Source organism: Sphingomonas populi (assembly GCF_004208535.1).
Lineage (GTDB): Bacteria > Pseudomonadota > Alphaproteobacteria > Sphingomonadales > Sphingomonadaceae > Sphingomonas > Sphingomonas populi.
In genome coordinates this window covers 65365-77879 of record NZ_SGIS01000005.1, presented here as the reverse complement: position 1 = coordinate 77879, position 12515 = coordinate 65365, and the positions used below count along the sequence as shown (strand labels likewise).

At 67.4% G+C, this 12515-nt stretch carries 16 protein-coding genes; 10 read left to right on the top strand and 6 right to left on the bottom strand.

What is annotated here, in order from left to right; genetic code table 11:
• Positions 1-37: 37 nt before the first annotated feature.
• Positions 38-1081, bottom strand: coding sequence for a DUF2332 domain-containing protein (locus EWE75_RS04710; RefSeq protein ID WP_130155540.1), 1044 nt, complete (start codon positions 1079-1081; stop codon positions 38-40).
• Between the two features lie 58 nt (positions 1082-1139).
• Between EWE75_RS04710 and hisG the strand changes: the two genes are divergently transcribed.
• The 3 genes from hisG (at position 1140) to nusB (ending at position 3820) form a co-directional block, all read left to right on the top strand.
• Complete coding sequence (gene hisG / locus EWE75_RS04705; protein ID WP_130155539.1) at positions 1140-1802, top strand: ATP phosphoribosyltransferase; 663 nt, start codon at positions 1140-1142, stop codon at positions 1800-1802.
• A gap of 117 nt (positions 1803-1919) precedes the next feature.
• The gene (gene hisD / locus EWE75_RS04700) at positions 1920-3203 is read left to right on the top strand and encodes a histidinol dehydrogenase (RefSeq protein WP_130155538.1); all 1284 of its coding nucleotides are present in this window, start codon (positions 1920-1922) and stop codon (positions 3201-3203) included.
• Between the two features lie 152 nt (positions 3204-3355).
• The gene (gene nusB / locus EWE75_RS04695; protein ID WP_130155537.1) at positions 3356-3820 is read left to right on the top strand and encodes a transcription antitermination factor NusB; all 465 of its coding nucleotides are present in this window, start codon (positions 3356-3358) and stop codon (positions 3818-3820) included.
• A gap of 245 nt (positions 3821-4065) precedes the next feature.
• Here nusB and EWE75_RS04690 read toward each other — a convergent pair whose 3' ends face one another.
• Complete coding sequence (locus EWE75_RS04690; RefSeq protein WP_130155536.1) at positions 4066-5658, bottom strand: cisplatin damage response ATP-dependent DNA ligase; 1593 nt, start codon at positions 5656-5658, stop codon at positions 4066-4068.
• Positions 5659-5725: 67 nt separating this feature from the next.
• Here EWE75_RS04690 and EWE75_RS04685 point away from each other — a divergent pair, with 67 nt between their 5' ends.
• A complete protein-coding gene (locus tag EWE75_RS04685; protein ID WP_165388266.1) occupies positions 5726-6556 on the top strand; it encodes a metallophosphoesterase in 831 nt (276 codons plus the stop codon).
• Between the two features lie 27 nt (positions 6557-6583).
• On the opposite strand, the gene EWE75_RS04680 is transcribed toward EWE75_RS04685, so the two are convergent.
• Together EWE75_RS04680 and EWE75_RS04675 are read right to left on the bottom strand one after the other, a co-directional pair.
• Positions 6584-7075, bottom strand: a complete 492-nt coding sequence (locus EWE75_RS04680) for a Dps family protein (protein WP_130155534.1) — start codon at positions 7073-7075, stop codon at positions 6584-6586.
• Between the two features lie 97 nt (positions 7076-7172).
• Positions 7173-7727, bottom strand: coding sequence for a TMEM165/GDT1 family protein (locus tag EWE75_RS04675; protein WP_231708211.1), 555 nt, complete (start codon positions 7725-7727; stop codon positions 7173-7175).
• 207 nt (positions 7728-7934) lie between these two features.
• On the opposite strand from EWE75_RS04675, the gene rpmG reads away from it, so the two are divergent.
• Entirely contained in the window at positions 7935-8102 is a 168-nt protein-coding gene (gene rpmG / locus EWE75_RS04670; RefSeq protein WP_069203621.1) for a 50S ribosomal protein L33, read from the top strand.
• A gap of 104 nt (positions 8103-8206) precedes the next feature.
• On the opposite strand, the gene EWE75_RS04665 is transcribed toward rpmG, so the two are convergent.
• Positions 8207-8575 carry a response regulator gene (locus tag EWE75_RS04665; protein WP_130155532.1) on the bottom strand — a complete coding sequence of 123 codons (369 nt, stop codon included), beginning with the start codon at positions 8573-8575 and terminating at the stop codon, positions 8207-8209.
• A 44-nt stretch (positions 8576-8619) separates the two neighbouring features.
• Here EWE75_RS04665 and EWE75_RS04660 point away from each other — a divergent pair, with 44 nt between their 5' ends.
• The 3 genes from EWE75_RS04660 to EWE75_RS04650 are packed head-to-tail and all read left to right on the top strand — an operon-like array spanning position 8620 to position 10006.
• Positions 8620-8904, top strand: a complete 285-nt coding sequence (locus tag EWE75_RS04660) for a DUF3572 domain-containing protein (protein WP_130155531.1) — start codon at positions 8620-8622, stop codon at positions 8902-8904.
• Positions 8901-9545 (top strand): HAD family hydrolase, encoded by a 645-nt coding sequence (locus EWE75_RS04655; RefSeq protein WP_130155530.1) that lies wholly within the window; start codon positions 8901-8903, stop codon positions 9543-9545. The genes EWE75_RS04660 and EWE75_RS04655 overlap by 4 nt, the downstream gene beginning before the upstream one ends.
• The gene (locus EWE75_RS04650) at positions 9542-10006 is read left to right on the top strand and encodes a RidA family protein (RefSeq protein ID WP_130155529.1); all 465 of its coding nucleotides are present in this window, start codon (positions 9542-9544) and stop codon (positions 10004-10006) included. Before EWE75_RS04655 ends, EWE75_RS04650 begins: the two co-directional genes overlap by 4 nt.
• Positions 10007-10262: 256 nt before the next feature.
• Here EWE75_RS04650 and EWE75_RS04645 read toward each other — a convergent pair whose 3' ends face one another.
• The gene (locus EWE75_RS04645) at positions 10263-10892 is read right to left on the bottom strand and encodes a TlpA family protein disulfide reductase (protein ID WP_130155528.1); all 630 of its coding nucleotides are present in this window, start codon (positions 10890-10892) and stop codon (positions 10263-10265) included.
• A 19-nt stretch (positions 10893-10911) separates the two neighbouring features.
• Here EWE75_RS04645 and argH point away from each other — a divergent pair, with 19 nt between their 5' ends.
• Together argH and EWE75_RS04635 are read left to right on the top strand one after the other, a co-directional pair.
• Complete coding sequence (argH, locus tag EWE75_RS04640) at positions 10912-12279, top strand: argininosuccinate lyase (protein WP_206364687.1); 1368 nt, start codon at positions 10912-10914, stop codon at positions 12277-12279.
• Complete coding sequence (locus tag EWE75_RS04635) at positions 12276-12512, top strand: hypothetical protein (RefSeq protein ID WP_130155526.1); 237 nt, start codon at positions 12276-12278, stop codon at positions 12510-12512. The genes argH and EWE75_RS04635 overlap by 4 nt, the downstream gene beginning before the upstream one ends.
• Positions 12513-12515 lie beyond the last annotated feature (3 nt).

The following is a 12515-nucleotide window of genomic DNA, read 5'->3' as shown; positions in this document are numbered from 1 at the left end:
AAATTACGCAACGGCCCCGGCCTGCGCCGGGGCGACGTCAGGTGGGTTCGATCCACGCACCATGCGCCTGCACGCGAGCAAGCTTGACCGGCGCGCCGTGGCCCGGCCAGCTCCGTACCCACAAGTGCTGTTCAGAAATCGCGCGATCCGGCTCCATGCGGACCCACGCCAGCGGGCGTTCCGGCGTCGCGTTCGCGGCGGCCCCCGCCATCGCCGCCGTGATCCGCGCCTGCCGCTCGGCGCCGAGATATTGCCACACCACCGAATGCATCAATACGCGCACGACGCCTGCCGGCTGTGGCTCGGCGAGGCGCGCCGCGACCCAATCGGCGGCGTCGCCCTGTTCCAGCGCGACGGGCGTGGCGCGGATCATGTCGATCGCGCGCGTCAGCCGTTCCATCCGGTCGGGATTGTCGGCCCACACATAGGCGCGCAGCCGCTCGGCCGCAGCGGGATCGCGCACATCGACCGGCGCGATCTCGACCCCGCGCACCGAGCGAATCGCGACCGCCACCGTCGGCGGCGGCGCACCGCGCCAGTCCGGGCGAATCACGACGGGCGAGTCCGCCGGCCCGACGACGACACCGCCGAGATCGAAGCGGAAGCGATCGATCAGCAGGTTGAGACCCGCGCTCGATCCGATCTCCAGCAAATCCAGCGGCAGGCCATGCCGCCGCGTGACCTCGATCAGCCCGGTCATCAGCACCGCCGAGCGCCCCGCCTCGTTGGTCTGCGGCGGCCCGTCGAGCCAGGGCAGGAGCGCGTCGTCATGCTCGGCGAACGTCGTGCGCAACACCGCCTGCACCGCCTCGGGCGCCACCACCTCCCCCGCGAACACGCGGCTCAACTCAGGCGCGACCCCGGCGAGGTCAAGCGCATGCAACCCGCCGACCGTGCGCAGCGGCAGCGCATCGGCAGTCGGATCGCCCGGCCAGTCGAGGATGCGCGCGCCCGTCCGCGTCGCGCGGTCAAGGCTCACCGCCAGCGCGGCGCAGATCCGCGCGGTGATCGGCGCGCCCATCGCCTCGCAGAAATGCTGCTGGATCACGAACGCCTGCCGGTTCGCCACTTCATCCGCCATGATTCGCCTCCTGCGCTCTGTTGCGCCTGTGCCGCCGCCCAAGTAAAGCCGCGCCTCCATGACCGATCCGATCATCATCGCCGTCCCCAAGGGCCGCATCCTCGAAGAAGCGGTGCCGCTGCTGATGCGCGCCGGCATCATCCCCGAGGCCGCGTTCAGCGACGAGAGCAGCCGCGCCTTGCGTTTCCATACGCAGACCCCCGGCATCGACCTCATCCGCGTGCGCGCGTTCGATGTCGCCACCTTCGTCGCGCACGGCGCGGCGCAGCTCGGCATCGTCGGCTCGGACGTGCTCGCCGAGTTCGACTATTCGGAACTGTACGCGCCGGTCGATCTTGGCATCGGCCATTGCCGGCTGTCGGTCGCCGAACCCGCGCAAATGGCGGCGGGTGACGATCCGCGCGGCTGGAGCCACATCCGCATCGCCACCAAATATCCGCACGTCACCGCGCAGCATTTCGAAGCGCGCGGCGTGCAGGCCGAGTGCGTCAAGCTGAACGGCGCGATGGAGCTGGCCCCGCTGCTCGGCCTCGCGCCGCGGATCGTCGATCTGGTCTCCTCTGGCCGGACGCTCAAGGAGAATGGGCTGGTCGAGGTCGAGGTGATCGCCGAGGTATCCTCGCGGCTGATCGTCAACCGCGCCGCCTTCAAGACGCGCGCGGAGATCGTGCCGCTGGTCGAGCGGTTCCGGCGGGCGGTGGAGATGCGCGATGCTGCATAGCGCGATACTTCTCCCCTCCCGTTTACGGGAGGGGTCGGGGGAGGGCCTGCCCTTCTCACACGCCGCCCGTTTGGGGACACGCCCTCCCCTAACCCCTCCCGCCAGCGGGAGGGGAATATGATCCGCCTCTCCACTTCCGACCCAGCGTTCGACCGCGACTTCACAGCGCTCGTCAACGCACGCCGCGAAGTCGATGCCGATGTCGCGCGCGATGTCCGCACGATCGTCGCCAGCGTGCGGGACGAGGGCGATGCCGCGCTCGCCGCGTTCACGCAGAAGTTCGATGGCCACGATCTCCACGCGACCGGCTGGCGGATCGAAAATTCCGAGTGGATCGCCGCCTACGAAGCGCTCGCGCCCGATCTGCGCGCCGCGCTCGATCTCGCCGCAGCGCGTATCGCCGCCTATCACGAGAAGCAGAAGCCTGCCGACAGCGACACCACCGACTCGGCGGGCGTCCGGCTGGGCGCGCGCTGGAACGCCATCGAAGCGGCCGGCATCTACATCCCCGGCGGTCGCGCCGCTTACCCGTCATCGGTGCTGATGAACGCGATCCCCGCGCGCGTCGCCGGGGTCGAGCGGCTGGTGATGGTCACGCCGACGCCCAAGGGCGAGATCAACCCGCTGGTGCTCGCCGCCGCGCATATCGCCGGGGTGGACGAAGTATGGCGCGTCGGCGGCGCGCAGGCGGTCGCCGCGCTCGCCTATGGCACGCAGCGGATCGGCGCGGTCGACGTCATCACCGGGCCGGGCAACGCCTGGGTCGCCGAGGCCAAGCGCCAGCTTTACGGGCTGGTCGGCATCGACATGGTGGCGGGGCCGAGCGAGATCGTCGTCGTCGCGGACGGCAAGAACGATCCGGCATGGATCGCCGCCGACCTGCTCAGCCAGTCCGAGCATGATCCGACCAGCCAGTCGATCCTGTTCACCGACGATGCCGCGTTCGCCGACGCCGTCGCCGAGGCGGTCGATCTCCAGATCGGCCTGCTCTCCACCGCCAAGACCGCGCGCGAAAGCTGGGACACGAACGGCGCGATCATCGTCACCGCGACTCTCGAAGAGGCGATCCCGCTGGTCGACCGGCTCGCACCCGAACATCTCGAACTGGCGTGCGACGATCCGCAGACGCTGTTCGACCGCGTGCGCCACGCCGGATCGGTGTTCCTCGGCCGGCACACGCCCGAGGCGATCGGCGATTATGTCGCCGGCCCGAACCACGTCCTGCCGACCGGCCGCCGCGCGCGCTTCGCGAGCGGGCTGTCGGTGTTGGATTTCATGAAGCGGACGAGTTTCCTCCAGCTCGATCCAGCCAGCCTCGCCGCGATCGGCCCGGCGGCGGTGGCGCTCGCCGAAACCGAAGGACTGCCCGCGCACGCCAAGTCGGTGGCGTTGCGGCTGTAAGCCTCCCCTCCCTAGAAGGGAGGGGCCGGGGGTGGGTTGGCCCGTGGCGGTCGAAGCATTCCCCGAGAGCAACCCACCCCTAACCCCTCCCTTGTCAGGGAGGGGATCAAACGAAATTGCGATTTTCGCACATTTTCCGCTAAAGGCCCCGAATGTCATCCCGTACCGCCGCCCGATCCAAGGCCCGCGCCGCCGCGCGCCTCGCTGCCACCCAGGCCCTCTACCAGCATGAGATGGAGGGCACGCCGGTGCCGCGCCTGCTCCACGAATTCCACCAGCACCGCCTCGGCGCGACCATCGAGGACGCCGAATATGCCGAGGCCGATGTCGCGTTCTTCGACGATATCGTGACCGGCGCGACCGCGCGCAGCGCCGAGATCGATGCCGCGATCCGCCAGAAGCTGGCGAGCGGCTGGACGCTGGAGCGGCTCGACAAATCGATGCGCGCGATCCTCCGCGCCGGCACCTACGAATTGCTCGCGCGAGTCGATGTACCGGTCGCCACCGTCATCAGCGAATATGTCGATGTCGCGCACGCCTTCTTCGAGAAGCGCGAGACGGGTTTCGTCAACGGCCTGCTCGACGGCATCGCCAAGGACGTGCGGCCCGCGAGCTGAACCCCGCTTAAAGTATGATGACGTTTAAGTAGCTCCGTTCGTCCTGAGTAACCGCCGAGTAGCCCGCAGGGCGTAGCGCGGTGTATCGAAGGACAGGCCACTTGCGGTTACCTGTGCTTCGATACGATGAGCAGGTCGGATCATCCCCCGGATGATCCTGAACATGCCGGGGGCATGTTCACCTGCTCATCTCGATACGGCGCAAGCGCCTACTCGATCCCTACTCAGCACGAACGGGTGGAGTCTCAGGTCACCAGCCGCCGCAGCCCCGCCACCGTATCCGCCTCGCTGGCCGGCTTGTCGGTGCGGATGCGGGCGATGCGGGGGAAGCGCATCGCGACGCCGGATTTGTGGCGCTTCGACTCGTGGATCGAATCGAACGCGATCTCCAGCACCAGCGTCTTCTCAACCTCGCGCACCGGCCCGAACCGCGCCGTCGTATGCGCGCGCACGAAGCGATCGAGCATCTTCATCTCTTCGTCGGTGATGCCCGAATAGGCCTTGCCGACCGGGAGCAACTCACCGTCTTCGGTCCAGCAGCCGAACGTGTAATCCGAGTAAAAGGACGAGCGCCGGCCATTGCCGCGCTGCGCGTACATCATCACGCAATCGGCGGTGAGCGGATCACGCTTCCATTTGTACCACAACCCGACTCGCCGGCCCGCCACATAGGCCGAATCGCGGCGCTTGAGCATCACGCCCTCGATCGCCGCATCGCGCGCACCGGCGCGAATGCCTTCGAGCGCGGTGAAATCGGGCGCGACGATCAGCGCGCTGACGTCGAAGCGGTCTGCCGGTAGCCGGCTCGCGAAATCTTCGAGCCGCGCGCGCCGTTCGGTCCACGATCGGTCGCGCAGATCCTCGGTGCCGTCGAACAGGATGTCGTAGAGCCGCACGAACGCCGGCGCCTCGGCGAGCATCTTCGCCGACACGATCTTGCGCCCGAGCCGCTGCTGGAGCGCGTTGAAGCTCGCCGCGCCACCCTCTTCGGTGCTGTGCCCCTGCGCATCGCCCTTCACCATCAACTCGCCGTCGAGCACGCCCGGCACGGTGAACGCGCGTGCGACCTCGGGGAAGCTGCGCGTGATGTCGTCCCCCGCGCGGCTGTAGAGCCGCGTCTCCCCCGCGACGTGGACGAGCTGGACGCGGATGCCGTCCCATTTCCATTCGGCGGCATATTCGGCGAGATCGACGCGGCCGTCTTCGAGCGGATGCGCGAGCATGAACGGGCGGAACACCGGCGTATCCGCCGCCGTCGGCATCGCCCCCTCGCCCTGCGCCCAGGCGAACAGCGCCGCATAGGGCGGGTCGATGCCGTGCCACAGTTCCTCGACCGCCTCGATCTCCAGCCCGAACGCCTGCGCCAGCGCGGTCTTGGCGAGCCGAGCCGACACGCCGATCCGCAAGGCGCCCATCGCCATCTTGAGCAACGCGAAACGCTCATTGGCGGTGAGCCGATCGAGCATCGCCGCCAGCGCACCGGGCGCATCGGCGCGCGACAGGCTGCCGAGCCGGTCGATCACGTCGGACAGCGACAGCGGCCCGGTCTCGCGCGGCGGCACGACGGGATCGGGCCACAGCAGGCTCACCGTCTCGGCGGTATCGCCGACATAATCGCGGCTCATCGCGAACAGCACCGGGTCGACGCGCTCCTCAATCAGCGCGCGGATCAGCGCGGGCTTGATGCCGGGCAGATCGAGATCGCCGGTCAACACCGCCATCGCCCAGCCGCGATCGGGATCGGGCGTCGCGTGCAGATAATCGACGATCAGCTTGAGCTTCGCGTTGCGCGAGCGCGTGTAGATGAGCGAATCGAGGAGCTGCGCGAAGGCTTGCATCAGGGGTTCAACATGGGGCGACGCCAGCGGTTCCGCCAGCCCGTGGCTTCTGTTAGCAGGTGCAGCAATGCGCCGCTTCCTCTCCGCTCTTGGCCTCATGCTCCTGATCGGCGCGGCCATCGCGCTCTATGCCTTCGCCGAGGCGCGGCGCGACCCGGCGGTGCGCCGCGCGGACATCGCGTTGCCGCGCTGGCCGGCAGGACAGCCGCCGGTTCGCGTCGTGCTGATCAGCGACGTGCATATCGGATCACTGGTGAGCGATGCCACCCGGCTGACGCGCATCGTCCGTCAGATCAATGCGTTGCACCCCGATCTCGTGCTGATCGCGGGCGATTTCATCTTCGGCCAACGCAAGGACGGCGCGGTGCTGCATGGGCCGGCGATGATCGCGCCGTTGAAGGGGCTTCACGCGCGGCTCGGTGTGATCGGGGTGCCCGGCAACCACGATCACGCGACCGGCATGCCGGCGGTAGCGCGCGACCTCGCGGCGGCGGGCGTTACGCTGCTCGAGGACAAGGCGATCCAGATCGGCCCGCTCGTCCTCGGCGGGGTCGATGATGCCGCGAGTGGCCATGCCCATCCGATCTACACGATGGCGCAGATGCGAATCCTGCCGGGCGCGCCCGTGCTGCTGACCCATTCGCCCGAAATCGCGTCCGAACTGGCGCCGGACATGCCGCTGCTGCTGGCCGGGCATACCCATTGCGGTCAGGTGGTGTTGCCGCTGATCGGGCCGATCGTCGAAGTCTCGCCGGCGCGCTATCGCTGCGGGCTGGTGCGCGACGGGTCACATACCGTCATCGTCACCGCCGGGCTTGGCGCTACGGGCGTGCCGTTCCGGCTCGGCGCGCCGCCCGATCTGTGGTTGCTGACGTTGGGACCGAAGCCCGGCGCCTGAACGGCGGCCGGGCCTCAGCGGCGCGGATCAGGCGCCCCGGCTGGCTTCGAACAGGAACCAGGCGCGCTCTTCGGCGAGGTCGGTCCATTCGTCGAGAATGCCGCTGGTGGCATTGTCCTTGGCCTCGTCGACGATATCCTTGGCCTCGCGCAGCTTCTCGACCAGCTTGAGGTTATCCTCACGCAATTCGATCAGCATCTGCGCGGCGGGGACGAACTCGGCGTCATTGTCCGAAATCGACTGGTGGCGGGCGATGTCGCCGATCGAGCGCAGCGTCGTGTTGCCGGTCTTGCGCACGCGCTCGGCGATCGCATCGGTGGTGCCGAGGATCTGGGTCGCCTGATCGTCGAGCATCAGGTGATAGTCGCGGAAATGCGGACCCGAGACGTGCCAGTGGAAGTTCTTGGTCTTGATGTAGAGCGCAAACGAATCGGCGAGAATTGCGTTCAGCGCCTCGGCGACCGTCTTGGCGGCGTTGCTCTTGATGTCGGTCGGGGTCTTCAGTGCGTCGTCGGTCACGGACAGCTCCTGTGGATGAGGTCGTTGCGTGAACGATTCGATAGCGCAATGGCTCCCGCCTGTCCGCCAAGGTTTTGCGATGGGACTGATCGAGTGGCTAGATCAATCGCAGCGCCGACAGCCCCGAGATCGCACCGATCGCGCACAGCAGCACGCCGGTGCCGATGCGAATCGCGCGAATCGGTAGCTGCCGGCGCATTTGCTCGCCGGCCAGCACCCCCGCCGCGTTGACGATCCCAGCCCCCAGTGTCGCGCCGATCGCCGCCAGCACCGGCGCATCGCTGCGTGCCGCGAACGCCATCGTCGCGAACTGGGTACGATCACCGAACGCAAGGATGGCGATACCGAGGAAGCTCGTTGCAAACGCGCCGATCCGCCATTTCGCCAAGCGTTCGGGCGCTTTCAGCCGCCCGAACGCCCCCAACCCGGCCGACAGCAAGGCGAGCGACAGCAGCAACGCGCGCGCATTGGGCGTCAAATGCGCGGCCACGATTCCCCCGCCAACCCCGGCGATACCGTTGCCGAGCGCCAGCGCGAGCAAGGTCGCGACGATCACGACCCCACGCTTTTCGAATCGGTCGCCGAGCATCGCCGCTAGCCACGGCGTCCGATCGCCCATTTCGATCACCATCGCGGCGACGAACGCCGCCATCAGCGCATCCATCGTGCGATCAGCCCGTCCGGCCGGGGATTGGAAGCGACATTGCCATGCGCCAGCGCTAGACGAGAGAGCGTATCGGTCGCGTTAACGCACGCCCGAGGCTTGACAATTCGGGCGGCGTGCGCCAACGCGCTTCGCCTACGGGGCGGCCCATCGCGGCCGCCTTTGCTTTTTTACGATTTGCAGGAAACAGGGCTCATGGCCAAGCCAACCACCGTCAAGATCAAGCTCATCAGCTCGGCTGACACTGGCTTCTTCTACGTAACCAAGAAGAACCCGCGCACCAAGACCGAGAAGCTGAGCTTCAAGAAGTATGATCCGGTCGTGCGCAAGCATGTCGAGTTCAAGGAAGCCAAGATCAAGTGATCCAAAGGGCGGCATAGCCGCCTTTGGATCATCCCCGCGCACGCGGGGATCCAGAGCCGCAGGGGTAACCCTAGCGGCTTTTTTGGTATGTCAGATTCGCTCTGTCAGGGGGCCATCAGCCCGTTGACCGCCTCGACGAATCGCATCAGCGAGATCGGCTTGGAGACATAGGCGTCGGCACCCGCCGCGCGAATCCGCTCCTCGTCCTCGCGCCCGGCATAGGCCGTCACCGCCATGATCGGGATGTCGCGCAGCGCGGGATCGCCCTTCAACTGCGTGATGAGTTCGAAGCCGGTGACATGCGGAAGCTGGATGTCGGTGACGATCAGATCGGGTGCAAACTCACGCGCCCGCGCCACAGCTTCACGCCCATCGCGCAGCCCCTCGGTCACGAAGGCATGGGCGCGCAGCAGATCGCAGAAAAGTTTGAGGTTGAGTTCGTTGTCCTCGACAACGAGCACCCTTTTTGCCACGTCCACCCCAATCCGAAACCCGATTTGAAAGCGCTGGTTACGCAATGCGCGCCCCCGATACAAATGCTGACGCGACCGAGCTGGCGCTGCGCGCGCTGGTGTGGACGCTCGCCGAACCCGATCGTGCGCAGCGGCTGCTCGACACGACCGGGCTGACGCCAGACGATCTGCGCACCCGCGCCGGCGAACCCGCCGTGCTGGCCGCAGTGCTCGCGTTCCTCGAAAACTACGAACCCGACCTCATCGCCTGCGCCGAGGAGCTGGAGGTCCGCCCCGAGGCGATCGTCGCCGCGCATGTCGCGCTCGATGGCGGCAGGTTCGACGCATGAGCCGGCCTTTGCTCATCACCGATTGCGACGAAGTGCTGCTGCATATGGTGCGGCATTTCGGCGTGTGGCTGCGCGAATCGCACGATATCGACTTCGACATCGCCGGCCCCGAGATGTTCACCAGCATGCGCCGCGCCAATGGCGAGCGGCCTAGCACCGAGGAGATGTGGGGCTATCTCGGCGGCTTCTTCCCCGCCGAGATGGAGCGGCAGACGTTGGTGCCGCATGCCCGCGAGGCGCTGGTGGCGTTGAGCGCGGTGGCCGATATCGTCGTGCTCACCAATTTGCAGGACCATGTTCGCGATGCACGCATTGAACAGCTCGCGCGCTTCGACATCCGCCACCGCGTCGAGACCAATCAGGGCGGCAAGGGCGATCCGGTCGCGCGGCTCGTCGCCGAATATGGCGCGAGCGTCGCGGTGTTCGTCGATGATCTCGCGGTGCATCACGAATCGGTCGCGAAGCACGCCCCGCACGTCCACCGGCTGCACATGATCTCCGAACCCGATCTTGCGCCCAACGTGCCGGCGGCTCCCTACGCGCATGCGCGAATCGACGACTGGCAAGACGCGCAGGCGTGGATCGCCGACCGCTTCGCCGCCGGCCTGCCCGCTTCCATCCCTGAGAGAGACGAATCATGACCGACCGTATCGACCGCAAGCTCGCCGAACTCGGCCTCACCCTCCCCGTCGCCGCCGCGCCGGTCGCGTCCTATGTCGCGGCGGTCGAAGCGTCGGGCCTGCTCCATATCTCCGGCCAGTTGCCGTTCGACGATGGCGCGCTGATGACCGGGCGGCTCGGCGAGGACCGTGACGTCGCCTATGGCACGCACGCCGCGCAACGCTGTGCGCTGATGCTGGTCGCGCAGATGAAGGCGGCGCTCGGCGATCTGTCCCGAGTCGAGCGGATCGTGAAGCTCGGCGTGTTCATCAACTCGGCAGCCGATTTCACCGACCAGCCCAAGGTCGCCAATGGCGCGTCGGACCTGATGGTCGAACTGTTCGGCGACGCCGGCAAGCACGCCCGCAGCGCCGTCGGCGTGCCGGTTCTGCCGCTCGGCGCGGTGGTCGAAATCGACGCGATCGTGAAAATCACCGACTGATACGCCCGTCGCCCCGGCGAAGGCCGGGGCCGTTGCATTGTTTGCGAACCGGCTGCCCCAAACGCCGCGGCCCCGGCCTTCGCCGGGGCGACTATTATTTTTGCCGCGCAGCGGCTTTCAATCTTCTCTGCATTCTCTGCGCCTATGCGCGAATATTGGTTCACGCGGAGGCGCGGAGGCGCAGAGAGAAAGAAGAGATAGCGCGCTACGCGCAGCTTCTTCTCCGCGTCTCCGCGCCTCCGCGTGCAAAATCCTCTTACTTCGCCTCGGCGAGCAGCGCCTGCGCGGTCGGCGTCGTCCAATCCATCCCGCCGACGATCCGCCACACTTCATGCCCGGTCGAATCGTACAAAATGCTGGTCGGCAGGCTGGCGTTGAAGGCAATGCTCAAGCCGACCTTCGAATCGAGATACGGCTGAAGCCGCGTGAAGCCCTTCTTCGCGAAATAAGCAGCCACGGTGCCGCGATCCTTGTCCTGGCTGATCGCCGCGACATGGAAGGTCGCGGCGGCTTTTTCGAGCGTCGGCATCTCGGCGACGCACGGCCCACACCAGGTCGCCCACAGATTGACCAGCACCGGCTTGCCCTTGAACGCGGCGATCGTGGTCGGCTTGTCCTGCGCATCGTCGAAGCTGACGGCGGGGGCGATTTCGCCCTTGTGGCTGCGGTCGATCGTGCCGATCGTATCGACCGGCACTTTCTCACCCTCCTTGGGGGCGTCGGCGGTCGCCGTCGCGACAGGCGCAGGCGAAGCGCTGGCCGATGCAGGCGGCGTGGCGCGCGGCACCGCTTGCTCCTTGGTGGAGTCTTGCCTATCGCCGCAGCCAGTCATCAGGGTGAGCAGCACCAAGGCAGGGAGCGGCACGATCGTCGAGCGTAAGGACATGAAAGACGCATCCAATGCGATGTGGGGCGGCCGTTTCGCGGAAGGCCCGGCGGCGGTCATGCGCGAGATAAATGCCTCGATCCCGTTCGACAAGCGCTTGTGGCGGCAGGATCTCGCCGGATCGAAGGCGCATGTCGCGATGCTGGGCATGACCGGCATCGTCGCGGCGGACGACGCCGCGACGATCTCCGCTGGACTCGACACCGTCGCCGCGCACTATGAAGCGAACGGCGTCGCCGAGGACATGGTGCTCGAAGACATCCACATGCAGAGCGAGGCGCGGCTCGCCGAGGCGATCGGCCCGGTCGCCGGTCGGCTGCACACCGCACGCTCGCGCAACGATCAGGTCGCGACCGATTTCCGTTTGTGGGTGCGCGACGCGATCGATCAGGTCGATGCCGCGCTCAAGGGCTTCCAATTGGCGCTGCTCACGCGCGCCGAGGAACATGCCGACAGCGTGATGCCCGGCTTCACGCATCTGCAAAGCGCGCAGCCGGTCACGCTCGGCCATCACCTGATGGCCTATTTCGAAATGACTGCGCGCGACCGCAGCCGCTTCGCCGATGCGCGCGCGCGCGGCAACCGCAGCCCGCTCGGTTCGGCGGCGCTGGCCGGCACCGGCTTCCCGATCGACCGCGAGATGACCGCCGCCGCATTGGGCTTCGATGGGCCGACGCGCAATTCGCTCGATGCCGTGTCCGACCGCGACTTCGCGATCGAATATCTCACCGCCGCCGCGCAGGTCTCGCTGCATTTGTCGCGGCTGGCCGAGGAGTTCATCCTGTGGGCGTCGCAGCCGTTCGGCTTCGTGTCGCTGTCGGATCAATGGTCGACCGGCTCGTCGATCATGCCGCAGAAGCGCAACCCCGATGCCGCCGAACTGGTGCGCGGGCATAGCGGGCGGATCATCGGCTGCCTCACCGCTTTGATGGTGACGATGAAGGGCCTGCCGCTTGCGTACTCAAAGGACATGCAGGACGACAAGCCGCCGGTGTTCGAGGCGCACGACCTGCTCGGCCTGTCGATCGCGGCGATGACCGGCATGGTCGAGAGCGCGACGTTCCGCACGCCCCGCATGCGCGCCGCCGCCGAAGCCGGCTTCTCGACCGCGACCGATCTCGCCGACTGGCTGGTGCGCGAGGGCGGCATCCCGTTCCGCGAGGCGCACCACATCACCGGCCGCGCGGTGAAGCTGGCCGAGGAACGCGGCATCGCGCTCGACGCCATCCCGCTCGACGATCTGAAAGCGATCGACGCTCGGATCGACGATCGCGTATACGGCGTCCTGTCGGTCGACGCCTCGGTGGCGAGCCGCACCAGTTTCGGCGGCACCGCGCCATCGCGCGTCCGCGCCGCCATCGCCACCGCCCGGGAGCAACTGGCATGAAGCGACTGATCCTGGCGGGCGTGCTCGCGCTCGGCGGCTGCGGTTCGGCGTCCGAACTCAAACCCGCCAGCAATCAGCACCTCCCGGTCGCGCCGTACAGCGCCCGCGCGACCCCGACCGCGACGCAGTTGCTCACCCCGAACAGCCAGGCCCGGCCCGAGCGCAGCGACGAATTGCTCAAGAAATCGGACACGCGCCGCGGCGACGAGTTCGATCTTCCACCCCATAACTGAACG

What these genes read in the sequence shown, in the direction of transcription:
- nusB (WP_130155537.1), top strand. Translation starts at nt 3,356, where the DNA reads ATGTCATCCCGTACCGCCGCCCGATCCAAGGCCCGCGCCGCCGCGCGC.
- EWE75_RS04635 (WP_130155526.1), top strand. Translation starts at nt 12,276, where the DNA reads ATGAAGCGACTGATCCTGGCGGGCGTGCTCGCGCTCGGCGGCTGCGGT.
- EWE75_RS04655 (WP_130155530.1), top strand. Translation starts at nt 8,901, where the DNA reads ATGAGCCGGCCTTTGCTCATCACCGATTGCGACGAAGTGCTGCTGCAT.
- EWE75_RS04685 (WP_165388266.1), top strand. Translation starts at nt 5,726, where the DNA reads ATGCGCCGCTTCCTCTCCGCTCTTGGCCTCATGCTCCTGATCGGCGCG.
- EWE75_RS04675 (WP_231708211.1), bottom strand. Translation starts at nt 7,727, where the DNA reads ATGGCGGCGTTCGTCGCCGCGATGGTGATCGAAATGGGCGATCGGACG.
- EWE75_RS04650 (WP_130155529.1), top strand. Translation starts at nt 9,542, where the DNA reads ATGACCGACCGTATCGACCGCAAGCTCGCCGAACTCGGCCTCACCCTC.
- hisG (WP_130155539.1), top strand. Translation starts at nt 1,140, where the DNA reads ATGACCGATCCGATCATCATCGCCGTCCCCAAGGGCCGCATCCTCGAA.
- rpmG (WP_069203621.1), top strand. Translation starts at nt 7,935, where the DNA reads ATGGCCAAGCCAACCACCGTCAAGATCAAGCTCATCAGCTCGGCTGAC.
- EWE75_RS04710 (WP_130155540.1), bottom strand. Translation starts at nt 1,081, where the DNA reads ATGGCGGATGAAGTGGCGAACCGGCAGGCGTTCGTGATCCAGCAGCAT.
- EWE75_RS04690 (WP_130155536.1), bottom strand. Translation starts at nt 5,658, where the DNA reads ATGCAAGCCTTCGCGCAGCTCCTCGATTCGCTCATCTACACGCGCTCG.
- EWE75_RS04660 (WP_130155531.1), top strand. Translation starts at nt 8,620, where the DNA reads ATGCGCGCCCCCGATACAAATGCTGACGCGACCGAGCTGGCGCTGCGC.
- hisD (WP_130155538.1), top strand. Translation starts at nt 1,920, where the DNA reads ATGATCCGCCTCTCCACTTCCGACCCAGCGTTCGACCGCGACTTCACA.
- argH (WP_206364687.1), top strand. Translation starts at nt 10,912, where the DNA reads ATGTGGGGCGGCCGTTTCGCGGAAGGCCCGGCGGCGGTCATGCGCGAG.
- EWE75_RS04645 (WP_130155528.1), bottom strand. Translation starts at nt 10,892, where the DNA reads ATGTCCTTACGCTCGACGATCGTGCCGCTCCCTGCCTTGGTGCTGCTC.